Below are 24,446 nucleotides of genomic sequence, written 5' to 3' on the forward strand. Positions count from 1 at the left end.
GCTTCAAGGCCTGAGCCATGACCCCTGGCTCTGAGCTTCACAATACGGCTTCAGGTACGCCGCATCAGTGGCCACACCGTAATAGTGGATGTCCTGGCGATAGGGCATATTGGCAACTTGCGCGTTGCTGCATACGCCAAACGCACCGCTCGGGCACTGATCGACATATTGCACTTCGACTTTTTGCCCGACCAGGGTCGGCTGGCAAAAGCCGTCATTGAACAGTTTCTCGGGGATATTACGGTTTTGCTGGCAGACTTTGACGTCGAGCCGCTCGCCCTGACTGTGCACCACACAGGCCTGAGCCCACGCTTCGCTCGACACCAGCGCCAACAGCAACGACCATCCCATCCAACGCATCTTCGAATCTCCCAAAAGCTTGCCGCCATGTTGCAGAACATTCCCACCCATGTCATTGCTGGCCCTTTGGGCGCTGGCAAAACCAGTCTGATTCGCCAGCTCATGGCCCAGCGTCCAGCAGGTGAGCGTTGGGCGGTGCTGATCAATGAATTCGGCCAGATCGGCCTGGATGCCGCGTTGCTGAGCCGCGACGCAGCGGGTACCGACTTGGCCGAAGTCGCCGGCGGCTGTCTGTGTTGCGTCAACGGCGCGCCATTCCAGATCGGCCTCGCCCGGTTGCTGCGCAAAGCGAAGCCGGATCGCTTGTTCATCGAACCGTCCGGGCTGGGCCATCCGCTGCAGTTGCTCAAGCAACTGCGCGAGGCGCCTTGGCAGGGCGTGCTGGCGGTGCAGCCGAGTGTGCTGGTGCTCGATGCCCAGGCACTGCATGCGAGACAAGCATTGCCCGCAGCGCAACAACAGGCGTTGAGCAGCACCGGACTGGTCTTGATGAACAAAGCCGAAGGCCTCGATGAGAAGCAACGGCAGACAATCGCCAGACAATTGCCGCCGGTCAGGCTGATCTGGACCAGCCAGGCGCAATTGTCTTTGGGTGATCTGCCGGGCTTGGCCGCGCAAGCGATGAGTGGCGCAGATAATCTGCTCATACCCAGGGGACCTGCGCGGCTTCCAGCAGTCTGGAGCGATCCGACCGCGCCGATCTGCCTGAGTCAGGCGCAGGAGGGCGGCTGGAGCATCGGTTGGCGTTGGCATCCCGACCAGACGTTCGGCAAACAGGACATCGCGGACTGGCTTAAAGCGCTTCAGTGGAGGCGGGCAAAAATGGTGATCCACAGCCCGGATGGCTGGGTGTCGGCGAATGCGCTGGATAACGCCAGTCTGGAGTGGCAAACCAGCGAATGGCGCAAAGACTCGCGAATCGAGCTGATCTTTGCTGAGCCACAAAATATTGATGAATTGCAGGCAGGACTTGCGCGGTGTCGGCTGCCGTAAGTCAGCTCAAGGCTTCCACTTGGTATGCTCCTGACGCCATTGACTCAGCTCGATCACTTCGGCGCGCGGCTTGCTGACTTCCACCACTGGCGGGGTATCGTCAAACGGTGCGGGGTAGGGCGCCAGTTCGATCTGCGCACTGTGCGCACCGAACTGAGTGATGGTGCCGTTGTGCCGGGTTTCGCCGGTCACGGTGAACTCGAAGTTGTAGACCCGCGCCAGGCGCCGCCGGCCGTTGGCATCCTTGATCAGGCCGATCTTCTTTAACGCGACGTTGCCGTCGAGCAATTCGACGCCGACGTTGGTGCAGTGCTGCTTGACCCGCTCCAGCGCGCGCTCGCGCAAGCCGTGGTTGTGCCACAACCAGGCGCCGGCAGCGGCGAACAGCATCAGCACGAAGATGTTTTCCAGGGTCAGCATCAACATCGAACTCCAAAAGATGGCGTCAGCTTAACTGCGTCGCCGGTCTGTCGTACAGGCTGTGTTTCGTCGCATACTGCGCGGCTTGAATTTCAATCGTTTTACGGAATGACCCGAATGAAACGCACGCCTCATCTGCTCGCCATCCAGTCCCACGTGGTGTTCGGCCACGCCGGCAACAGCGCCGCGGTTTTTCCGATGCAGCGGGTCGGCGTCAACGTCTGGCCGCTCAACACCGTGCAGTTTTCCAACCACACCCAATACGGTCAGTGGGCGGGTGAAGTGCTGGCGCCGCAGCAGATTCCCGCGCTGATCGAAGGGATTGCCGCCATTGGTGAGCTGGGCAACTGCGACGCGGTGCTGTCCGGCTACCTCGGCAGTGCCGCGCAGGGCCGTGCGATTCTCAGCGGTGTGGCGCGCATCAAAGCGGTCAATCCGAAGATGCTGTATCTGTGTGACCCGGTGATGGGGCATCCGGAGAAAGGCTGCAGCGTGCCGACCGAAGTCAGCGACTTCCTGTTGGATGAGGCGGCAGCAGTGGCAGACATCATGTGCCCGAACCAGTTGGAGCTGGACAGCTTTTCCGGGCGCAAGCCGCAATCGCTGTTCGATTGCCTGGCGATGGCGCGGGCACTGCTGGCACGCGGGCCGAAAGCGGTGCTGGTCAAGCATCTGGACTATCCAGGCAAACCGGCCGATGGCTTCGAGATGTTGCTGGTGACGGCTGAGGGCAGTTGGCATTTGCGCCGTCCACTGCTGGCGTTTCCGCGTCAGCCGGTGGGTGTCGGTGACCTGACCTCGGGGCTGTTCCTGGCGCGAGTGCTATTGGGCGACAGTCTGCTGGCCGCGTTCGAGTTCACCGCGGCGGCAGTGCATGAGGTGCTGCTGGAGACCCAGGCGTGTGCCAGTTACGAGTTGCAACTGGTGCGGGCGCAGGACCGGATTGCGCATCCGCGGGTAAAGTTCGAGGCGACGGCGATCAGTTTGTAATACCGCGTTAAATCCAATCGCGAGCAGGCTCACTCCTACAGGGAAACGCATTTCAATCTAGGAGTGAGCCTGCTCGCGATAGCGATTTCTTAACGCTACAAATCTCAAGCGTCGCCCTTGATCTCCTGATAACGCTTTTCCAGCTCCTGACGAATCTGCCGACGTTGCTGCGCCTGCATGAAACGACGCTTGTCTTCGCTATTCTGTGGTTGCAGCGGCGGAACGGCGGCGGGTTTGCGCTGGTCGTCCACGGCCACCATGGTGAAGAAACAGCTATTGGTGTGGCGCACCGAGCGCTCGCGGATGTTCTCTGTGACCACTTTGATACCGACCTCCATCGAGGTATTGCCGGTGTAGTTGACCGACGCGAGGAAGGTCACCAGCTCGCCGACATGGATCGGCTCACGGAAAATCACCTGATCCACCGACAGGGTCACCACGTAGCGGCCGGCATACCGGCTGGCGCAGGCGTAGGCCACTTCGTCGAGGTATTTGAGCAGCGTACCGCCGTGGACATTGCCAGAGAAGTTGGCCATGTCGGGGGTCATCAGTACCGTCATCGACAGCTGGGCGTTTCCGGGTTCCATAACGTTCTCACGGGTCAAGGCGGATGGCTGAAAGCACCTCTGCGGATGCCTGGTCGCTTTTCAAAAGCACCGATATCGGGACGCCGGGCGCAGGCTCGCCGTCACGCCGCAATCGATCTGTTTCCTTATATTGCACCGGCTTTCAGAAAGAAGTCGCGGTGTTAACCTGCAAAAGCCCTGCCCAAGGGCAATTCCTACAGCCGAAGCGGATTTTTACCCAGCCTGCGCAGATGCTTCTGACGTCTGTCCGCGGCCTCGTCATCAAGGAGCCCCACACCATGCATGCCATCAGCTTCATTCAGGATCTGGCAGTGATCATGTTGGTTGCAGGTGTGGTGACCGTGCTGTTTCACCGTTTCAAGCAACCGGTGGTACTTGGCTACATCGTTGCCGGCTTCATCATCGGCCCGCATACGCCACCGTTCGGCCTGATCCACGACGAAGACACCATCAAGACCCTCGCCGAGCTGGGGGTGATCTTCCTGATGTTCTGCCTCGGGCTGGAGTTCAGCCTGCGCAAGCTGTTCAAGGTCGGCGCCACAGCGTTTATCGCGGCGTTTCTGGAAATCATCCTGATGATCTGGATCGGTTACGAAATCGGCCGCTGGTTCGACTGGAACACCATGGACTCGCTGTTCCTCGGCGCGATCCTGGCGATTTCCTCGACCACCATCATCGTCAAAGCCCTCAATGATCTGAAGATGAAGAACGAACGCTTCGCGCAGTTGATCTTCGGCGTACTGATCGTCGAGGACATCCTCGGCATCGGCATCATTGCGCTGCTGTCGAGCATTGCGGTCAGCGGCACGGTCAGTTCCGGCGAAGTGTTTTCCACCGTCGGCAAGCTGTCGCTGTTCATGATCGTTGCGCTGGTCATCGGCATCCTGCTGGTGCCGCGCCTGCTGGCCTACGTGGCGAAATTCGACAGCAACGAGATGCTCCTGATCACCGTGCTGGGCTTGTGTTTCGGCTTCTGCCTGCTGGTGGTGAAACTTGAATACAGCATGGTCCTCGGCGCCTTCCTGATTGGCGCGATCATGGCCGAGTCGCGGCAATTGCTGAAGATCGAACGGCTGGTCGAGCCGGTGCGTGATCTGTTCAGCGCAATCTTCTTCGTCGCCATCGGACTGATGCTCGACCCGATGATCCTGCTCGAATACGCCTGGCCGATTGCGGTGATCACCGTGGCCGTGGTGCTGGGCAAGATGTTGTCCTGCGGCCTCGGTGCGTTTATCGCCGGCAATGACGGACGTACCTCACTGCGCGTGGGGATGGGCCTGTCACAGATCGGCGAATTTTCCTTCATCATCGCCGCGCTGGGCATGACCTTGCAGGTCACCAGCCATTTTCTCTACCCGGTCGCCGTGGCGGTATCGGTGATTACCACGTTGCTGACACCGTATCTGATTCGCGCGGCCGATCCGCTGTCGATCAAGTTGTCCGCCGCCATGCCCAAACGTCTCGGCCGGGTACTGGGCATGTACGGTGAATGGCTGCGCAGCATCCAGCCGCAAGGCGAGGGCGCGATGCTGGCGTCGATGATCCGGCGGATTCTGTTGCAGGTCGGGGTCAACCTGGCGCTGGTGATTGCCATCTTCATCGCCGGGGCTTATTTCGCCGAACGCCTGTCGGTGTGGCTGCAGGACTGGATCGGTGATCCGAGCTGGCAGAAGGCGTTGATCTGGGGCGGCGCGTTACTGGTGTCGCTGCCGTTCCTGATCGCTGCTTATCGCAAGCTCAAGGCGCTGTCGATGTTGCTCGCGGAGATGGGCGTCAAGCCGGAGATGGCCGGGCGACACACGCAGCGAGTGCGCCGGGTGATCGCCGAGGTGATCCCGATTATCTCGCTGCTGGTGATTTTCCTGCTGCTGGCAGCCTTGTCGGCCAGTATTCTGCCGACCAACAAGTTGCTGGTGCTGATCGCCGTGGTGGCGGCCGCGGTGGCGGCGCTGCTATGGCGCTGGTTCATCCGCGTGCACACGCGGATGCAGGTCGCGTTGCTGGAAACCCTCGACAATCACAAGGAGTCGTCAGGGCACTAAGTTGCCGGGGCGGCTGGCCGATCAGCTTTCCAGCCAGACGTCCCGCGCCCAGTGCCACACCGATTCCCAGGTTTCTTCGGCAATCAGTTCTTCTTCGGCCTGCCAAAGCACCACGGTGCCGTCTTCTTCGACGCAGTAGTAATCATCGCCGTCCTGACAGATCGGGATCAGGCTGCGATCAACTCCTGCATCCCATGCGTTTGCCGCGACATCCGGCAGATAGGTGTGGGATTGCGGGTCGGTGACGGTGACGGGTTCGAGACTGCCATAGACCACATCGCTGACGGTCAGCAAAAATTCCCGGAAGACAAAGGGAATGTCGATGAACAGTTGTTCTTCGATTTCGACCAGCAGGTCTTCGTCAGGCAACTCCAGGGGAACCGGTACGGGTTCGTTGGCTTCGCGTAGTTGTTCGATGATTTCTTCCACGTCCGGGGATCCTCTTGCTTGAATGGCGCGGTTTATAGGGGCCGGTTTATACAGTAGCTCGCTATAGATGCAACTGCGAAATAGAAAACCCCAGCCGAGGCTGGGGTTTTTTTATTACCGCAAGTGGAGCGCAGCAGGCAATCAGCCGTTCTGGCGGATACCGGCGACCAGCCAAGGCTGGTTGTCGCCCTGCGGACGCTCCATGTTCCAGCTTTCGCTGAACACTTCGCCCTGGTCGAAGCGCGAGGTCTTCGATACGCCGGTGAAGGTCAGGGTGGCGATGGTCTTGTCGGCGCGATCATCGACGCCGTCCAGTTGCACTTGCAGGTTGTCGATGTAGGTCGACTGGAAGCCATCACCCAGGTCGGCGCGCTCACGCTTGAGGAATTCAAGCATTTGCGGAGTCACGAACTCGGCGATCTTGTCCATTTCATTCGCGTCCCAGTGCTGCTGCAGCGACTGGAAGTGGCTGCGCGCAGCTTCGAGGAAGCGCTGTTCGTTGAACCAGGCCGGTGCGTTGATCACCGGGCGGGCAGCAGCCGGAGCGGCCGAACCACCGAAGATCGAACCCATGGCAGCAGGTTTCTGCTCGAACACTTCACGCTGCATCGGCGCGCCGGCCGGAGCGAACTGCTCCTGCTGCTTGCGACGACGGGCGGCGATGAAGCGGAAGATCACGAACGCGATCAGCGCCATGATCAGGATGTCGAAGATCTGCATGCCCTGGAAGCCGCCGCCCATGAACATGGACGCGAGCAGGCCACCGGCGGCGATACCGGCCAGAGGGCCGAGCCACTTGGAAGCACCACCGGCCTTGGCCGCAGCGCCCGCAGCACCGGCAGCGCCAGCGGTTGCAGCTGCGCCGCCCGCGCCTGGAGAAGAAGGAGCCATCTGGCTGGTCTGGTGCGTCGGCGCAGCGCCGGCGCTTTTGCCACCACCAAAGCGCTTGGCGTTGGCGTCGAGGCTCATCGTCAGGCCGATGCACAACGCCATGGCGATGCTAAGAAAACGTTTCATAAAGGGTATTCCCGTTTTGTGGAGACACGCGCGCCATGTTGCACAGCTGAAGTGTTACTGGCTAGCGAGAGAGTGTTTCCGGCTTTTGCCTGACAGGTTGCGTTCAGCTTGGCGAGGCAATCAGCCGATGTACTTTTGTGTGTAGGAAAAGGCGATAGGTTCAGAGGGATTTGGGTCTCGTGTAGGAGTGAGCCTGCTCGCGACGAGGGTGTGTCAGTCAACACATTGATGACTGACAGACTGCTGTCGCGAGCAGGCTCACTCCTACAGAAAGCAAGCGAAACCAGCGTTAGATGGCCTCGAGCTTGGCGTAACCGAGCATCAGCCACTTGCTGCCTTCGCCGAAGTTCACCTGCACCCGGGCCTGCGCGCCGGAGCCTTCGAAGTTGAGGATTACGCCTTCGCCGAAAATTGAATGGCGCACGGCCTGGCCGAGGACGAAACCGGTCTCCGGTATCTCGCTGCCGCTGAACAGGTTGCTGCCGCTCATCGACTGGTTGCCGCCGAAGGGTCGGCTGATGCTGTTCGACAAACGCACTTCCTGAATCAGACCTTTCGGCACTTCGCGGACGAAACGCGAAACCTTGTTGTAGGTCTCGCTACCGTACAGGCGGCGAGTTTCCGCGTAAGTCATCACCAGATTCTGCATCGCCCGAGTGATACCCACATAGGCCAGACGCCGTTCCTCTTCCAGACGCCCCGGTTCTTCGAGGCTCATCTTGTGCGGGAACAGGCCTTCTTCCATGCCCACAAGGAACACGTAAGGGAATTCCAGGCCTTTGGCGCTGTGCAGCGTCATCAGTTGAATGCTGTCTTCGTGCTCGTCGGCCTGGGTGTCGCCGGCCTCCAGCGAAGCGTGGCCGAGGAACGCCGCCAATGGCGTCAGCTCTTCGTCTTCTTCGGTGTTTTCGAAGTTGCGCGCGGCGCTGACCAGTTCCTCAAGGTTTTCTACCCGCGCCTGGCCTTTTTCGCCTTTTTCCGCTTCGTGATAGGCGATCAGGCCGGACTGCTCGATGACGGTCTGGGTCATCAAGTGCAACGGCATCTCGGAGCACTTGGCGGCAAGGTTTTCGATCAACTCGATAAACGCACCCAGTGCGCTGGCCGCGCGGCCAGTCAGGCCTTTGTTGGCAACCAGTTGGCGCATCGCTTCCCACATCGACACATCGCTGTGCCGGGCGTGCTCACGAATCGCTTCGACGGTTTTCTCGCCGATGCCGCGGGCCGGCACGTTGATCACCCGCTCCAGTGCCGCATCGTTGCCGCGGCCTTCGAGCAAGCGCAGGTAGGCCATGGCGTTCTTGATTTCGGCGCGTTCGAAGAAACGCTGGCCGCCGTAGATACGGTACGGAATGCGCTCGCGTAGCAGAGCTTCTTCGAGCACCCGCGACTGGGCGTTGGAGCGGTACAGGATTGCGATCTCGCTGCGTGCCAGGCCGGTTTTCAGCGCACTTTCGATGGTTTCGACAACGTAGCGTGCTTCGTCGTGTTCGTTGAACGCGGCGTACAGATTGATCGCTTCGCCGTCGCCGCCATCGGTCCACAGCTCTTTGCCCAGGCGCCCGGTGTTGTTGGCAATCAGCGCGTTGGCCGCCTTGAGGATGCCGGCGGTGGAGCGGTAGTTCTGCTCCAGACGGATGGTCTGGGAATCCGGGAAGTCGGAAGAATACTGGTGGATATTTTCGATTTTCGCGCCGCGCCAGCCATAAATCGACTGGTCGTCGTCGCCGACCACCATCAGGCTGTCGCCGCCCTTGCCGAGCAGACGCAACCAGGCGTACTGCACGGCGTTGGTGTCCTGGAACTCGTCGACCAGAATGTGCCGGAAGCGCTTCTGATAGTGCGCCAGCAGACCCGGATGATCGCGCCACAGGTCGAGGGCGCGCAGCAGCAATTCGGAGAAATCGATGACCCCGGCGCGCTGGCACGCCGCCTCATAGGCTTCGTAAATGCCGCGCATGGTCGCCAGGTACAGATCGCCGCTGGCCTGGATGTGTTGCGGCCGCAGACCTTCGTCTTTCTGCCCATTGATGAACCACTGCGCCTGACGCGCCGGCCAGCGCTGCTCATCCAGACCCAGCTCGCGGATCACCCGCTTGACCAAGCGTTGCTGGTCGTCGCTGTCGAGAATCTGGAAGGTCTGGCTCAGGCCGGCCTCCTGCCAGTGCGCCCGCAGCAAGCGGTGCGCCAGGCCGTGGAAGGTGCCGACCCACATGCCAGCCGGGTTGATGCCCAGCAACTGCTCGATGCGGTGACGCATCTCGGCAGCGGCCTTGTTGGTGAAGGTCACCGACAGAATGGAGTGGGGCGAGGCGTTTTCGACCTGGATCAACCAGGCGATACGGTGCACCAGCACTCGGGTTTTACCGGAGCCGGCACCGGCCAGGACCAACTGACGGCCAACAGGGGCCGCTACGGCCTGGCGTTGGGCATCGTTGAGAGAGTTCAGCAGAAGGGAGAGATCATCGCGCATCGGGGCATTCTAGGGTGCGCCGCAGGCCCGGGCAAACCGCGCGTTGCATTAGCCGATGAAAGTGCTGCCGATGACGACCGGTCGGTCACCGCTGCAGGCTTCGGCCCGTCTCGCTTGAGCGGTTGCGACGGTGCCGGGACACGCGCAAATTTCGCTGCAATTCTGACCTGCAGCAGTTTGGCAACCGGAGCGGCTTGTGTATGCTCCGTCGACGTTTCGGGCGCACGCCCCCTTATAAGAACAAGAACGTAGCCCATGATCCTCAGCGCCGAACTGTCGGGACCCTCCGTGGAACCCCGGGTCATCCGCAAGCACTACGCCGTCGAAATGGCGGTCGAGCGCACACGTCTGCTGTATCAGGGCTCGTTGCTGCCGACGCTGTTCATGTTGATCAACGGCCTGGTCTGCGCGGCATTGCTCTGGAGCCCGCAGCGTTACTTCGTGGTCAGCGTCTGGCTGGTGTGGCTGTTGTCGCTGGTGGCGTTGCGGGTGATTCAGGTCGCGGCGTTCGATTCGGCGATACCGGATCGCCAGGCCCAGCCGATCTGGCGGCGCATGTTTCTGCTCGGTTCGACCATGACCGGCCTGACCCTCGCCGGTGCCGGCATCGCGCTGGTGCCCGCCGACAACTTCATGCAACAAGCCTGGGTGTTCGGCCTGATCGGCGCGGCGACCCTGTCCGCCAGCGTCGCCTACGCCGTGAGCCTGCCGGCGTTCCTGTCGTTCACCTTGCCCTGTCTGTTGCCAGCGATCGGCTACCTGTTTTGGGGCGGCGATGAACAGGCGCGAGGTTGGGGCTGGCTCGGCTTGATTCTGCTCGGCTCGCTGAGCGTGGTCGCCTGGCAGGTCAATCGATTGATCGATCGTGGTTTGCTGCGGCGCTTCCAGAATCAGCACCTGATCGAACACTTGCAGCGGACCCAACTGCGCGGCGAGCAGCTCAACCAGGAACTGGCCAGGGAAATCGAGCAGCGTCGCTGTGCCGAGGGCAAGCTGCGCGAGGCTCAGGTCGAACTGGAGGACCGCGTCGCCCAGCGCAGCCGCGAACTGGACGCGGCCAATCAGGCCCTGAGCAAAAGCGAGGCGCGTCTGGCGCTGGCGTTGAAGGCCAGCGAGCTGGGGCTGTGGGACTGGAACCTGCAGACCGATGAAGTTCACCACACGCAACTTCAGGAGCTGTTCGGCCTCGCTCCGGAATATGTTACTGCGCTGCTGCGCGATCTCAAGCCACGTTTGCATCCCGAGGATCTGCCGACGCTCAAGTACGCATTGATCGAGCATTTGAAGGGGCGCAGCGAGGACTATCAGATTGAATATCGCGTACGTCACGGCGACGGCCATTGGGTCTGGATCGAAGACCGTGGCCGTGCGGTAGAGCGCAGCGCCAATGGGCGAGTGATCCGCATGGTTGGCACGCGCCGCGACATCAGCGCCAGCAAGCGGCTTGAAGAACAGCAACGGCTCGCGGCGACGGTGTTCGAAGCGGCCAGTGAAGGCATTGTGATTCTCGACCCGAACTACGCGCTGATCGCAATCAACCAGGCCTTCAGCCGGGTCACCGGCTATGACATCGATGACATGCTCGGGCGCAATGTCGTCGAGTTGCCGTGCAGCCGCGATGCCCGCCGACATTACGGGGTGATTCGTCACGCGCTGGAACAGCACGGCAGCTGGCAGGGCGAACTGGTGGAAACGCGCAAGAACGGCGAGCTGTATCCGCAGTGGCTGCAATTGAATGCGGTGCGCGACAATCGCGGCAATGTCAGCCATATCGTCGGCTTCTTCGCCGATCTGTCGGCGCGGCGCGAATCTGAAGAGCGCATGCGTTATCTGACTCACTATGACGAACTCACCGGTCTGGCCAACCGCTCGCTGTTTCGCGAACGCTTGCACGAAGCGCATCAGCGCTCACGGCAGAGTCGGCGCAGTCTGGCCCTGCTGCACATCAATCTGGACCGTTTCAAGTTGCTCAACGACAGCCTCGGGCATGAGGTGGCGGACCAGTTGCTGCAAAAAATGGCGCGGCGGCTGGTCAACGCCTTGCCGGAAGCCGACACGATTGCGCGCTTGTCCGGTGATGAATTTGCGGTGCTGTTCGATGCCTACGGCAACTTGTCGAGTCTGGCCCGCGTTGCCACGCGCTTGTCATCGAAATTGCGCTTGCCGCTGACGGTGGAGGGGCACGAGCTGGTGGTTAGCGCGTCGATGGGCATCAGTTTGCTGCCGGACAACGCCCGGGAGATTTCCGCGCTCGTCAGCCAATCGAACATGGCCATGCAGCACGCCAAGCATCTGGGCGGCGACAACTTCCAGTTCTACACCGACAGTTTGCAGGCCAGCACCCTTGAGCGCTTGCAGCTGGAAAACCATTTGCGCCGGGCCATCGAGGAGCAGCAGCTCAGCGTGTTCTATCAGCCGAAACTGTGCCTGCAAACCGGCCGCCTGAATGCCGCAGAAGCGCTGGTGCGCTGGGAGCATCCGAGCATGGGCCAGGTGCCGCCGGCGGACTTCATCGGGTTGGCCGAGGAAACCGGGTTGATCGGGCCGATCGGCGAGTTCGTCCTGCGTCAGGCTTGCTGGCAGGCTTGCGAATGGCAGCGGCAGGGCCTGGCGCCGATCCGCGTGTCGGTGAACCTGTCGGTGCACCAGCTGCGCCAAGGCAAACTGGTCAGTCTGGTGCGGCAGGTGCTGGAGGAGACGGGACTGGCGCCGCATTGCCTGGAACTGGAGCTCACCGAAAGCCAGTTGCTCGACAGCGTCGAGCACATCATCGCGACGTTCCAGCAACTGCGCGATCTGGGGGTAAAACTGGCGATTGACGATTTCGGTACCGGCTATTCGTCGCTGAGTTATCTCAAGCGCATTCCGGTGGATTACGTGAAGATCGATCAGGCGTTCATTCGCGCTTTGGATGAGGGCAGGGAAGACGCGGCGATTACGCGCGCGATCATCGCCATGGCCCATGGCTTGTCGCTGAAAGTCGTCGCCGAGGGCGTCGAGTGCCCGGATCAACTGGAGTTCTTGCGCAGCGAAGGTTGTGATGAAGTGCAGGGTTATCTGATCAGTCGTCCGGTTGACGCCGGCGCGCTGGCCGGGCTTTTGCGCGAACAGGGAAAACCGCTTTAAGGGCTACATGCAGGCCATCGCGCCAGCTAGCGGGACATCGAGTTACGCATTGAGCAGGCAAAATGCCAATTCATGTAGTATAACTACAAGCGTGCTACATCCTTGCCCATAAGAAGAGTCCAGCCCCTTGAATCTGCTGCAACACATCGCCCAGTCACGTCACCTGTTACGCAAGTCGGAGCTCAAGGTCGCCGACCACGTGCTGCTTGACCCTGCGGCGGTGATGCACAGTTCCATGGCCGATCTGGCCCACAGCGTCGGCATCAGTGAACCGACGATCGTGCGCTTCTGCCGCGCCATCGGTTGTTCCGGTTTTCAGGACCTGAAACTGAAACTGGCGCAAAGCCTGGCCGCCGGTGCCAGTTTCGGCCAGTTTGCGATCCACGAAGATGACTCGGTCGCCGATTACAGCCTGAAGATTTTCGACACCACCCTGCACACGCTGATGGAGGTTCGCGAGAAGCTCGATCCGGTGGAATTGCAGCGTGCGGTCACGTTGATGTCCCAGGCGCAGCGCGTCGAGTTCTATGGCTTTGGCGCGTCCGGTGCAGTGGCGGCGGATGCCCAGCACAAGTTCTTCCGTCTGCTGCTGACCGCGGCGGCGTATTCCGACCCGCACATGCAGGCGATGTCGGCGGTGACCCTGAAACCGACCGATGTGGCGATCTGCATTTCCCAGTCGGGGCGTTCCAAGGATCTGCTGATCACCGCCAACCTCGTTCGCGAAAGCGGCGCCTCGTTGATCACCCTGTGCCCGAGCCAGACACCGCTGGCCGAGCTGTCGACGGTCAATCTGGCGATCGATGTGCACGAAGACACGGAAATCTACACGCCGCTGACCTCGCGTATCGCCCACCTGGTGGTGATCGATGTGCTGGCAATGGGCGTGGCCATGGCGCGCGGGCCGAGCCTGGTCAATCACCTCAAGAGCGTGAAGCGCAGTTTGCGCAGCTTGCGCTTGTCGCCCAAGGCCGTGAAAGCCCTTGATGACTGAAGTGATCCAAGGTCGTTCCGACCTTGATCGCGAGCAGGCTCGCTCATTGGATTTCGGTGCGACGCACAATTTGTGTTGCTGTAGATCCCTTGTAGGAGTGAGCCTGCTCGCGATGGCGTCCTGAAAAGCACCGCAACCCTGAGCAAGTTTCATCGCACTGTCATCCCCGCGCAGCCAAACCGTCATCCCCCACGCCTATCGTGAAACTCCCGTACTCGCCTTGGGAGAATCGAAATGGCTCAGCCCTACGAAGAACGCAACAGCGCCGCGAAAACCCGTCGTCAGCAAGAAGACCAGCGCCGCATGGAATTCCGTCGCGCCATCGAAGATCGTTTTGAACTTCGCCAGCTTCAGGCCGAGATCGGCGATTTTCCCGAGGTTAATCTTTGGCAGGCAGCACCCGCAGCTTTCCGTCGAAACGCTCAACCAGCGCGCTGATCTGCGCACGCTCGCTGCGGATGAACGCCAGGAAGGCGTGCGCCACCGGTGACAGACGTTTGGCTTTGGCCTGCACCAGGCACCAGCTACGCAGCAGCGGCAATTCCTCGACCGGCAACTCGACCAGCCCGCCGGTCGCCAGCTCCAGGTTCAGGGCGTGACGCGTCAACAGCGCCACGCCCAGACCTGCCAGCACACATTCGCGCTGAGCCTCGGCCGAGGCCACTTCCTGAGTCTGGGTGAAGTGCACGCGTTTCTCTTTGAAATACTCTTCGCACGCCAGTCGCGTGCCCGAGCCCTGCTCGCGAATCAGCAATGTATAGGGTTCAAGATCCTGCAGGCGTAACGGGCCCAGGTGCGCCAACGGGTGATCGGGACGTGCGACCGCAACAATCGGATTGTTCAGGAACGGCAGAAATTCGAGGCCCATGTCTTGCGGCACCATCGACATGATCACCAGGTCGTCGCGGTTGTCTGACAGCCGTCGAATAACCTGACCGCGGTTGACCACGGTCAGTTGCAGATTGACCTCAGGGTGCTGGCGCTTGAACGCCGCAAACAAGTGCGGGACGAAATATTTGGCGCTGGATTCCACCGCCAGTTTCAGTTGACCTTGCAGCGAGCCCTGCATGTCCGACAGTTGCATGTCGAGGTTTTCCAGGCGTCCGAAAATGTCGCGGCTGGCACGCTGCAGCGCTTCGGCGGCCTCGGTCATGTAGAGTTTCTTGCCGACATAATCGAACAAAGGTTGGCCGATCAGCTCTTCAAGCTGACGAATCTGTAGGCTGACCGCCGGTTGTGTGAGGGACATTTCGTCAGCTGCGCGGCTATAGGAACGCAGATCGCACACTTCGTTGAAGATCTGCAACTGACGCAATGTCATACGCATCAAGGACTTACGCATTTTCGCAGGCTCTGAAGTGTGGTCGATGTTTCAACTATAAGTCTTTACTTATGCATGACCCAATTTTTATTCATTTTTGTTAATCCCTTGTGAGCGCTAGTGTGGACCTGCGACCGAATTGAAACATTTGGTCACGCGTCGACCTGGGTCTAGCAGGTCGTGGTGCCACCGGCTCAAGGGAACCTCCAAGTGATAACAAAGATCCTGATCGCCAACCGTGGTGAGATTGCCGTACGAATCGTACGAGCCTGCGCCGAGATGGGCATTCGCTCTGTAGCGATTTTTTCCGACGCCGACCGCCATGCCTTGCATGTGAAGCGTGCGGATGAAGCTCACAGCATTGGCGCCGAGCCATTGGCCGGTTACCTCAACCCGCGCAAGCTGGTGAACCTGGCTGTTGAAACCGGCTGCGATGCGCTGCATCCCGGCTATGGCTTCCTCTCGGAAAACGCCGAACTGGCGGAGATCTGCGCCGAACGCGGAATCAAATTCATCGGCCCGTCGGCGGAAGTCATCCGGCGCATGGGCGACAAGACCGAAGCGCGCCGCAGCATGATCAAGGCCGGCGTGCCGGTCACACCGGGCACCGAAGGCAACGTTTCGGGCATCGAAGAAGCCTTGGCCGAAGGTGACCGCATCGGTTACCCGGTCATGCTCAAGGCCACTTCCGGGGGTGGCGGTCGCGGTATCCGTCGCTGCAACAGCCGCGAAGAACTCGAACAGAATTTCCCCCGGGTCATTTCCGAAGCCACCAAGGCCTTCGGCTCGGCGGAAGTGTTCCTGGAAAAATGCATCGTCAATCCCAAGCACATCGAAGCGCAGATTCTTGGCGACAGCTTCGGCAACGTCGTGCACCTGTTCGAGCGTGACTGCTCGATCCAGCGCCGCAACCAGAAGCTCATCGAGATCGCCCCCAGCCCGCAACTGACTCCGGAACAGCGCGCCTACATCGGCGATCTGTCGGTGCGCGCGGCCAAGGCCGTGGGCTACGAGAACGCCGGCACTGTGGAGTTCCTGCTCGCCGAGGGCGAGGTGTACTTCATGGAGATGAACACCCGTGTGCAGGTGGAACACACCATCACCGAAGAAATCACCGGTATCGATATCGTTCGCGAGCAGATCCGCATCGCCTCCGGCTTGCCGCTTTCGGTGAAGCAGGAAGACATCCAGCACCGCGGTTTCGCCTTGCAGTTCCGCATCAACGCCGAAGATCCGAAGAACAACTTTCTGCCAAGCTTCGGCAAGATCACCCGTTACTACGCGCCCGGTGGTCCGGGCGTGCGCACCGACACGGCGATCTACACCGGCTACACCATTCCGCCGTTCTACGATTCGATGTGCCTGAAACTGGTGGTCTGGGCATTGACCTGGGAAGAGGCGATGGACCGTGGCTTGCGCGCTCTGGACGACATGCGTCTGCAAGGGGTGAAGACCACTGCTGCCTACTACCAGGAAATCCTGCGCAACCCGGAATTCCGCAGCGGCCAGTTCAATACCAGCTTCGTTGAAAGCCACCCGGAACTGACCAACTACTCGATCAAGCGCAAACCCGAAGAGCTGGCCCTGGCCATCGCCGCCGCCATCGCCGCCCACGCAGGCCTATGAATGAAACAGCTGCGAGCTTTTAGCTGCAAGCGGCAAGTAAGAGCAGATTGGCTTTTTCTTGCAGCTTTTAGCTTGAAGCTTGCCGCTATGAGGAGATACCAATGACCAAGAAGATCTTCGTTACCGACACCATCCTGCGCGACGCTCACCAATCGCTGCTCGCCACCCGCATGCGCACCGAGGACATGCTGCCGATCTGCGACAAGCTCGACAAAGTTGGCTACTGGTCGCTGGAATGCTGGGGCGGTGCGACGTTCGACGCCTGTGTACGTTTCCTTAAAGAAGACCCTTGGGAGCGTCTGCGCCAACTGCGCGCGGCGCTGCCCAACACGCGTCTGCAAATGCTGTTGCGCGGGCAGAACCTTCTGGGCTACCGCCATTACAGCGACGACGTGGTTCAGGCCTTCGTCGCCAAAGCCGCAGAAAACGGCATCGACGTATTCCGTATCTTCGACGCGATGAACGACGTGCGTAACCTGCGCGTGGCCATCGAAGCGGTGAAGGCTGCCGGCAAACATGCGCAAGGCACCATCGCTTACACCACCAGTCCGGTGCACACCATTGAGGCTTTCGTCGCCCAGGCCAGGCAAATGGAAGCCATGGGTTGTGACTCGGTGGCGATCAAGGACATGGCCGGTCTGCTGACTCCGTACGCCACGGGCGAACTGGTCCGCGCACTGAAAGCCGAACAGTCGCTGCCGGTGTTCATCCACTCCCACGACACCGCAGGCCTGGCGGCCATGTGTCAGCTCAAGGCCATTGAAAACGGCGCCGATCACATCGACACCGCGATCTCCAGCTTCGCCTCCGGTACCAGCCACCCGGGTACCGAGTCAATGGTTGCAGCGCTCAAGGGCACCGAGTTCGATACCGGCCTGAATCTTGAACTGCTGCAAGAGATCGGCCTGTACTTCTACGCCGTACGCAAGAAGTACCACCAGTTTGAAAGCGAATTCACCGCGGTAGACACCCGTGTGCAAGTTAACCAGGTGCCGGGCGGGATGATTTCCAACCTGGCCAATCAGTTGAAAGAGCAGGGCGCGTTGAACCGCATGGGCGAAGTGCTGGCGGAAATTCCGCGGGTGCGTGAAGACCTCGGCTTCCCGCCACTGGTAACGCCGACTTCGCAGATCGTCGGTACCCAGGCGTTTTTCAACGTGCTGGCGGGCGAGCGTTACAAGACCATCACCAATGAAGTGAAGCTTTACCTGCAAGGCGGTTATGGCAAGGCGCCGGGTGTGGTCAACGAAAAACTGCGCCGTCAGGCGATCGGCAGCGAAGACGTCATCGACGTACGTCCGGCCGATCTGCTCAAGCCGGAAATGACCAAGCTGCGTGCCGATATCGGTGCTCTGGCGACCTCGGAAGAAGACGTGCTGACCTTCGCCATGTTCCCGGACATTGGTCGCAAATTCCTTGAGGAACGTGCCGCCGGCACCCTGACGCCGGAAGTGCTGTTGCCGATTCCTGAGGCGGGCGCTGTTGCCTCTGCGGGTGGTGAGGGCGTGCCGACCGAGTTCGTTATCGATGTGCACGGCGAAACCTACCGCGTCGATATCACCGGTGTGGGCGTCAAGGCCGAGGGCAAGCGGCACTTCTATCTGTCAATCGATGGCATGCCGGAAGAGGTGGTGTTCGAGCCGCTCAACGAGTTTGTCAGTGGTGGCAGCAGCAAGCGCAAGCAGGCGTCGGCGCCGGGGCATGTCAGCACGACCATGCCGGGCAATATCGTCGATGTGCTGGTCAAGGAGGGCGACACTGTGAAGGCGGGTCAGGCGGTGCTGATTACCGAGGCGATGAAGATGGAGACCGAGGTTCAGGCAGCGATTGCCGGCAAGGTGGCGGCGATTCATGTGGTCAAGGGTGATCGGGTGAATCCGGGTGAGATTTTGATTGAGATCGAAGGGTGAGTTAGCGCTTCGATGTAATGTTTTAAACCTCGGGGGGGGCATGTGCTCCCCTTTTTTTTTGGCTTTTTGACTTGGCGGCCTTTGGGCCGACCAGGCTCTTGGGGTTTTGGGTGAATATCCGTTGCTTTGGGTGTTGCGGCTGGCGGTTTCGCCCTTACGGCGAGTCCCTTTTTCAGACGCCAAAAAGGAACCCAAAAGGCTTTGCTCCTACGTACGGCCCTCGCAAGCTCGGGTCCCTTCGCTCCGGGATCGATCCGGGCGCAGCGGCTACGGTTTGCTTCGCTGCACCTCCTTCCGCTGTGTCTGGCTGCGCCAGACGGTCGCTGCGCTCCCACGCCCGGATCAATCCCTCCGCTCAGCCTTCCGATGTCGCCGGTTAGGCAAGATCAAGATCAAGAGCACTCGAGCTGGCGCTCATTGTTGAGTGGTGAAGAGCGGTTGTTCGACTTGGAATTTGTAGTGGACTTCCCCTCACCCCAGCCCTCTCCCGAGGGAGAGGGAGCCGATTTTGGTTGGATTTGGCATTTGCGTTCGACTCGGTATCGCAGGTCGGCGTATCTGTTACATCCGCCACAATCAGTTCCCTCTCCCTTCGGGAGAGGGCTAGGGTGAAGGGCTTTTTACTGAATCGCTGCATTCAGGCTAATCAACCACCATCAAAACGCCATCCGCCACTGTCCCATCACGCCATGAGTCCGGCTGTCATTGCCTGCTTCGGCTGTGAGGCCGAAGCCGACGGTGTGGTTAGCGGAGAGGCCGAGGTCGAGTCCGGTGTCGATGGACAGGCTATTGCGGTCCAGTGCGGCGCCGACGACTTCGAAGCGTTTTCCGCCTTCGATCAGTTGTTGGTGCGTGTGGTTGTCGATTTCGCCGAAGGTGTGTTTCCAGCCGGCGCTGAAGCGCGGGGTCAGGCGCATGCCGTTGTCCAGGCGGGTGGTGTGGGCGGCGCGCAGGCCGAAGGTGCTGCTGAGGTTGCCGCGGGTTTGTTCGAAGACTTCGAGGGCTGCGTCGCCGCCTTTCTCGCGGTAGCTGTCGCGCTGGTAGCGTTGATAGCCGAGGCTGGCGAAGGGTTCGAGGGTAGCGTTGTGGCGGCCGAAGTTGTAGCCGAGTTCGGCGAAGGCTTGCTGGGTGTTGGCGTTGTAGTTTCCCTGCAGGCGGTCGCTGAAGCCGTTGAAGGCGACGCGGCGTTTGCTGCTGCCTTCGTGGCTGGCCCAGGTTGCGCCGAGGCGCAGGGCCATCGGGCCGTCCTGGCGTACGGCGTAGGCGCCGAGGTGCCAGCTGTCGAGGTCGCCGTCGTATTGGCGGGCGTCGAGTCGGGTTTGCGATTTGCCGCCGAGCAGGCCGACATGCCATTGCTCATCGAGCCGCCAGTCGGTCCCCAGGACCAGGCCGTGGGTAGCGTGCTTAAGGGTGCTGTCGACATCGCGATCGACCTTGCCGCCATGGCCGAGTGCCTGAATCCATACCCGGCCGGTGTCGGCAGCAGTGGATGCCTGGCGAGGCGAGTTGGCCGATGTGTACGTCCTGTCCGAGTGGTTGCTCAACTGCTGCATCGCTGAAAGCATGCTGGCGCTCACGGGCGTAATGCTGCTGAGGGTGGCTTTGGCGAGGTTGGCGTTGCTGCCGGCGGCGAGTTGTTCGAGGGCGATGGGGGCGATGGTCTTGTCGCTGGACAGGAGTGCGGCGACTGCGGTGTTTGCCGGTTTCATCGGCACAGGCGCGGGCTGTTCGGCGGCCAGCTCTGCTTGTGCAATGACGGTTTGTTCCTGCTCAGGGGCTGATGCGGGTGTGGCGGCGAGTGCAGATGGCGGCGCCAAGGTTGGAACGGGTTCCACCGGCGGTGGCTTTGGCGTTGATGTTGATATCGCTGATGGAGATGGCGCGACAGGCTCGATAATGCTCTCGGCGACCGCGCGGCCGGCGTCAGTCGTAGCCACCTCTTCCAGCGCCACGTCATTCCGGGCATAGGTGAGCCCGACCGATTTCTTGTTGTATTGAGGTGTAGCGGTCATGAACGCAAGGTTGTTGCGAATGGTGCCGAATTCACCTTCCACCGCGCCTGCTTCGATGATCTTGTACTGGCTGCTCTGCGGATACTCCCCCTCTGCGGCGACGATATTTAAAGTGGCGCCGGCGAGCGCGGCAGTGCCATCGACCTTGATCGTTTGACTGCCAGAAGGCGTGACCTCATACGCCAGCTCGGCGGTTGGCGCCAGGCGCAGATCGCCTTTGACCCGCGGCGCCCCCAGCGATCCGTTGACGGTGAGCAGGCCGCCGATATGCAGATTGGCCACCGCGCCTTTGCCAGCAAAGCTGCCGCCGTTATCGACATACACGTCGCCTTTGATACTTCCGAGGTTGGTCAGGGCTGTGCCACCTTGAACCAGCACACCTTCCTTGAAGTCTCCCTTGGAATTCGACGTCCAGTCGCCCTTGGCAACGACCAGCCCGTTGAAGTTGCGTGTGTCTTTCAATGCACCGCCGTCGGTGGCATCAAGAAACAGGACGTTGTCGCCCTCGCCACCGTCCAGTCGGCCGGTGAAGCTGGCACCGTCCTTGAGGCTGATCAGATCGTTGACCGCAGTGCCCTTGAAGGTTTTCTGCGCGGTTTCGAAAACGATGGGCACCGTTCCCGGATCACTGAGAAAGCTCTGAAGTCGTTCAGCAGCCTTCTCCTTGGCGCTGGCTTCGGTTGGCTGCGGTGCCGCGATGGTTGCAAACGGTTCAGCGGCTTCAGAGGGTTGCTCGGCGTTGGCAAACTCTACGCAACCGAGGGCCAGGGAAATGGCCAGCGCCAAGTGTTCTGGTTTACATCCGTGTTGAGTACGCATCAAGGAAAGCCTTTTCCAGAGAGTGAAGACTCAACTCTATGGAGGCCCTCAAAAGTCCGCTGTCGGCTGCTTCTCGTACATGTGCAGGCGACGTCGGAGCGTATCGGATGAAAAAGTCCGGCAGTTTCGACACCGGACCTTTTTTACGCGGCTTACTGGGCGCTTTTTCCTACAGCCAGGCCGGGCTGCCGTGGCGGTCGAGGTGCTTAAAAGCTCATCTGCCACTGCCCGATCAGCCCGTGGTTGCGGCTGTTGCTGCCGATCTCGCCGCTGTAGCCCAGGCCAAGCGAGTGCCGTGCCGAGACTCCGACATCAAGCCCGGCTTCCAACATCAGACTGTCGCGATCCAGCGCGCTGCCCTCGACATTGAACGCCGTGCCACCGGTTACAAACGCCTGGCGCGTCGAGCTGCTGACATCGCCATAGGTGTGTTTCCAGCCGAGGGCCAGGCGTGGGGTGACGCTCATGCCGTTGTCCAGGCTGCTCAAATGCGCGAGCCGCAGGCCGAGGGTGCTGCTGAAGTTGTCCTGGCTCTGGCTGTCGATTTGCAGCGCCGCGGCGCCGCCTTTTTCCTGATAGCGGTCGCGGTGGTAGCGCTGGTAACCGAGGCTGGCAAACGGTTCGGCGCTGAGCCGGCCGCTGCCCACGGCGTAGCCGAGTTCGGCGAAGGCTTGTTGGCTGTCGGCGTCGTAATCGCCTTTCGGACGATCGCTGAAACCGTTGAAAACGATGCTGCGCTGGCTGTCGCCTTGGTGAGCGCTGTACGCAGCGCCGAGGCGCAGGGCGAGCGGGCCGTTCTGATGCAGCGCATAAACCCCGGCGTGCCAGCTGTCGACCTCGCCATCGACGCCGCTGGCATCCAGATCGGTCTGCGAGTAACCGCCGAGAACGCCCACGCGCCAGGCCGGGTTCAGCGCCCAGTCGGCACCGAGCAAGCTGCCCTGGGTGCGTTGCTCCAGACCACTGCTGCCATGTTCGCCATCAAGCTTGCCGTAGCCACCGATACCTTGCAGCCAGAGGCGGCCGCGAGCGTTCGGGTCATTGAGATTGCGTGCCGCCGCCGGCACGCCACTGGCGGCCAGCACCGGCGTGTCGCGCTGATCGAGACCGACCAGCAAACCCGGCCCGGCCGTTTGCTGCATCGCTGCGAGCATGCTGCTGCCGACCTGACTGCTGGCACTGAGCGTGGCGCTGGTCAGGTTGGCATTGCTGGTCCCGGCCAGTTGTTCGATTGCCGCACCGGCGCTGTTTTGAGTGGTGTTGAGCAAGGCGTTGTATAGCGCATTGTTTTTGCCGATCGAGGCCAGGCTGTTGGCGGCATTGTTGCCGTTGGCAGTCGTGGCGAACTCGTTGAATGCTATGTCGTTGCGGGTGTAGGTCAGGTCGACCTGAGTCGCGGTGTAAGCGAGGGTTGGCGTCAGGAATGCGTAGTCGCTGGTGACCTGGCCGAACGTGCCGTTGACTTGTGCCGCTTGCAGCACGGTGTAGTGGCTCTGCCAAGGGTAGCTGCCGCTGCCGGGATTCACCGCGAGCGTCGCGCCATTGAGGTTGGCGACACCGCCGACCACCACCGGCGCGCTGCTGCCGTCGGCGTTGACGCCGTAGGCGAGGGTGGCAGCTTTGCCCATGGTCAAATCGTGAACAATGGTCGCACGGCCCAGGCGGGTGTCGGTGCGCAGGGTGCCGTTGACGTTGAGGCTGCCCACCGAGCCACCCCCGGCATAAGCGCCGCCGGCATCGACAGTCAGGGTGCCGGCGATGCCGCCGTGGTTGATCAGGGTGGCGCCATTGCGAACTGCGCCGCCATCGCTGAAATCACCGCTGCCGTTCAGCGTCCAGGCGCCTTGGCGGACCTCCAGCCACTCGAAGTTGCGGCTGGCGCCGAAATCGCCACCGAGCGCATCGTCCATGACCAATCGATCTGTGCCGCTGCCGCCGTCGACGATGCCAATGAAGCGGCTGCCGTTGCGCAGGGTCAGGCGGTCATCGCCGCCGCCCAGGTCCAGCGCCAGGCCGTTGCTGCCACTGATGGTGCCGCCGTTGATTACGCTGTCGGCAAACTCGCCGACGAACTTCACGCCAAAACCGTTCAGGCCTTCGATGCGGCCGAAGTTCTCCAGCGTGGTCGCGGCCAGCCCCGAGTTGCCGCTGCCGTCATCGACCAGAATCGCGCTGTCGGCACCGCTGATCAGCGCGCCGCTGGCGTTGAGAATGGAGCCGCCACCCAGGGCGATGCCTTCGCTGCCATTGGCGAAACCGCCCTTGTCCACGCCACCGGCGCCGACGCCTTGAATGGTGCCGTAGTTTTCGATGTGGGCGAGGTTGTCGATGTCCACGCCATCACCGTCGCCGTTCGCTTGCAGGCCCGAATATGCGCCGGTGATGGTGCCGTGGTTGATCACCGTGCCATCGCCATCGGAGCCAAACCCGGAACCGTTGCGCCCGGTGACCTGGCCATAGTTGATCAAGGTCGCGCCAAGGTCGGTGGTGATGCCGTGACGGCCACCGGAAATCACCCCGTAGTTGCTGATCGACACACCGCTGGCGGTATCGATGTCGACGCCGTCGAACTTCTCATCGGCGTTGTGCGAATCGCCGGTGGAGATCTCACCGTAGTTGGTCAGGCTGGCGTTGGCACCGGTCTTCATGCCGTCGCTGGCCTCGCCGCGAATCAGCCCGCCGGCGCGATTGATGATGGTGGTCTTCACCGCGGCGCTGCGCAGCGCGTCCAGATCCAGGCCCTGGCCGGTGGTCGAACGGATCACCCCGCTGTTGTCGATCAACAGGCTGCCGCTGACGAAGTTGCTGTCGATGCGCAAGGCATCGTTGGTACCGAGAATCTGCCCGCCACTGCGGTTGTAGATCGCGTAATTGCGCGCCGTGCTCTCATCGCCACTGCTGTCGATGGCCCGGCCACCGCTGGAAACGATCTTGCCGGCGTTATCGATCACAACACCGGCACCACTGGTGGCGTCTTTCAGGCTCACGGCCTTGCCGCTGTTGGTGATGCTGCCCGGCGCCGAAATCGTCAGCGTGTCGCTGCCGCCCAAAGTTTGCGAGGCGGTGGTGGCGGTGTCGATCTGCACGGTTTTACCGTGAGTGGCAGTGGCGGTGATCAGCAGGGCGATGGCGAGAGACAGGCGCTGTGGCGGAAACGGCATGAAGGGACGGCCTTTTTCTTATGGACGGGCCGTCCTGTATAGCGAGGGGTTTTTACAGAATGATGTCGGAGGCAATCTGCATTATTTTGCGCGCCATCTAAACTGGCGACGTCATGATCTGCATTTTATTGCAGTTTCTGCGTCCCCAATTGCTTCTGAAATGCAC

Annotated in this window: 17 protein-coding genes; 8 read left to right on the plus strand and 9 right to left on the minus strand. The window is 61.0% G+C overall.

Going from position 1 to position 24,446, the window contains the following annotated elements:
- Positions 1-3: 3 nt before the first annotated feature.
- Positions 4-360, minus strand: coding sequence for an NADH:ubiquinone oxidoreductase (locus tag BLU24_RS01440; protein WP_093096679.1), 357 nt, complete (start codon positions 358-360; stop codon positions 4-6).
- A 27-nt stretch (positions 361-387) separates the two neighbouring features.
- On the opposite strand from BLU24_RS01440, the gene BLU24_RS01445 reads away from it, so the two are divergent.
- Entirely contained in the window at positions 388-1,353 is a 966-nt protein-coding gene (locus tag BLU24_RS01445; protein ID WP_093096682.1) for a CobW family GTP-binding protein, read from the plus strand.
- A 6-nt stretch (positions 1,354-1,359) separates the two neighbouring features.
- Here the strand turns inward: BLU24_RS01445 and BLU24_RS01450 are convergent, their stop codons facing one another.
- A complete protein-coding gene (locus BLU24_RS01450) occupies positions 1,360-1,773 on the minus strand; it encodes a DUF3301 domain-containing protein (RefSeq protein ID WP_093106359.1) in 414 nt (137 codons plus the stop codon).
- Between the two features lie 117 nt (positions 1,774-1,890).
- Between BLU24_RS01450 and pdxY the strand changes: the two genes are divergently transcribed.
- Positions 1,891-2,763 carry a pyridoxal kinase PdxY gene (gene pdxY / locus BLU24_RS01455; RefSeq protein ID WP_090287716.1) on the plus strand — a complete coding sequence of 291 codons (873 nt, stop codon included), beginning with the start codon at positions 1,891-1,893 and terminating at the stop codon, positions 2,761-2,763.
- 104 nt (positions 2,764-2,867) lie between these two features.
- Here pdxY and BLU24_RS01460 read toward each other — a convergent pair whose 3' ends face one another.
- Positions 2,868-3,350 (minus strand): acyl-CoA thioesterase, encoded by a 483-nt coding sequence (locus BLU24_RS01460; protein WP_016772447.1) that lies wholly within the window; start codon positions 3,348-3,350, stop codon positions 2,868-2,870.
- A 278-nt stretch (positions 3,351-3,628) separates the two neighbouring features.
- On the opposite strand from BLU24_RS01460, the gene BLU24_RS01465 reads away from it, so the two are divergent.
- A complete protein-coding gene (locus tag BLU24_RS01465) occupies positions 3,629-5,392 on the plus strand; it encodes a cation:proton antiporter (protein WP_093096686.1) in 1,764 nt (587 codons plus the stop codon).
- 21 nt (positions 5,393-5,413) lie between these two features.
- Here the strand turns inward: BLU24_RS01465 and BLU24_RS01470 are convergent, their stop codons facing one another.
- From BLU24_RS01470 to uvrD, 3 genes are all read right to left on the minus strand, one after another.
- A complete protein-coding gene (locus BLU24_RS01470; protein ID WP_003187120.1) occupies positions 5,414-5,821 on the minus strand; it encodes an SMI1/KNR4 family protein in 408 nt (135 codons plus the stop codon).
- A gap of 141 nt (positions 5,822-5,962) precedes the next feature.
- Positions 5,963-6,838, minus strand: a complete 876-nt coding sequence (locus tag BLU24_RS01475; RefSeq protein ID WP_093096689.1) for a Tim44 domain-containing protein — start codon at positions 6,836-6,838, stop codon at positions 5,963-5,965.
- Between the two features lie 289 nt (positions 6,839-7,127).
- Positions 7,128-9,311, minus strand: a complete 2,184-nt coding sequence (uvrD, locus tag BLU24_RS01480) for a DNA helicase II (protein WP_093096692.1) — start codon at positions 9,309-9,311, stop codon at positions 7,128-7,130.
- A gap of 255 nt (positions 9,312-9,566) precedes the next feature.
- On the opposite strand from uvrD, the gene BLU24_RS01485 reads away from it, so the two are divergent.
- The 3 genes from BLU24_RS01485 (at position 9,567) to BLU24_RS01495 (ending at position 13,869) form a co-directional block, all read left to right on the plus strand.
- Positions 9,567-12,437 (plus strand): putative bifunctional diguanylate cyclase/phosphodiesterase, encoded by a 2,871-nt coding sequence (locus BLU24_RS01485; RefSeq protein WP_093096699.1) that lies wholly within the window; start codon positions 9,567-9,569, stop codon positions 12,435-12,437.
- Between the two features lie 127 nt (positions 12,438-12,564).
- Complete coding sequence (hexR, locus tag BLU24_RS01490) at positions 12,565-13,431, plus strand: transcriptional regulator HexR (RefSeq protein ID WP_007962240.1); 867 nt, start codon at positions 12,565-12,567, stop codon at positions 13,429-13,431.
- A 234-nt stretch (positions 13,432-13,665) separates the two neighbouring features.
- Complete coding sequence (locus tag BLU24_RS01495) at positions 13,666-13,869, plus strand: PA3496 family putative envelope integrity protein (RefSeq protein WP_093096703.1); 204 nt, start codon at positions 13,666-13,668, stop codon at positions 13,867-13,869.
- On the opposite strand, the gene BLU24_RS01500 is transcribed toward BLU24_RS01495, so the two are convergent.
- A complete protein-coding gene (locus BLU24_RS01500) occupies positions 13,811-14,773 on the minus strand; it encodes a LysR family transcriptional regulator (RefSeq protein ID WP_093096707.1) in 963 nt (320 codons plus the stop codon). The genes BLU24_RS01495 and BLU24_RS01500 overlap by 59 nt on opposite strands.
- A gap of 189 nt (positions 14,774-14,962) precedes the next feature.
- Between BLU24_RS01500 and BLU24_RS01505 the strand changes: the two genes are divergently transcribed.
- Both BLU24_RS01505 and oadA read left to right on the plus strand, forming a co-directional pair.
- Positions 14,963-16,378: an acetyl-CoA carboxylase biotin carboxylase subunit gene (locus tag BLU24_RS01505; protein ID WP_090287702.1), complete on the plus strand. Its 1,416-nt coding sequence runs from the start codon at positions 14,963-14,965 to the stop codon at positions 16,376-16,378.
- Positions 16,379-16,479: 101 nt separating this feature from the next.
- Positions 16,480-18,288 (plus strand): sodium-extruding oxaloacetate decarboxylase subunit alpha, encoded by a 1,809-nt coding sequence (oadA, locus tag BLU24_RS01510; RefSeq protein ID WP_090287700.1) that lies wholly within the window; start codon positions 16,480-16,482, stop codon positions 18,286-18,288.
- 656 nt (positions 18,289-18,944) lie between these two features.
- On the opposite strand, the gene BLU24_RS01515 is transcribed toward oadA, so the two are convergent.
- Together BLU24_RS01515 and BLU24_RS01520 are read right to left on the minus strand one after the other, a co-directional pair.
- The gene (locus tag BLU24_RS01515) at positions 18,945-21,119 is read right to left on the minus strand and encodes an autotransporter outer membrane beta-barrel domain-containing protein (protein WP_093096709.1); all 2,175 of its coding nucleotides are present in this window, start codon (positions 21,117-21,119) and stop codon (positions 18,945-18,947) included.
- Between the two features lie 206 nt (positions 21,120-21,325).
- Entirely contained in the window at positions 21,326-24,280 is a 2,955-nt protein-coding gene (locus BLU24_RS01520; protein ID WP_093096712.1) for an autotransporter outer membrane beta-barrel domain-containing protein, read from the minus strand.
- Positions 24,281-24,446: the final 166 nt, after the last annotated feature.

It is taken from the genome of Pseudomonas sp. Z003-0.4C(8344-21) (genome assembly GCF_900104975.1).
GTDB classification, from domain to species: domain Bacteria; phylum Pseudomonadota; class Gammaproteobacteria; order Pseudomonadales; family Pseudomonadaceae; genus Aquipseudomonas; species Aquipseudomonas granadensis.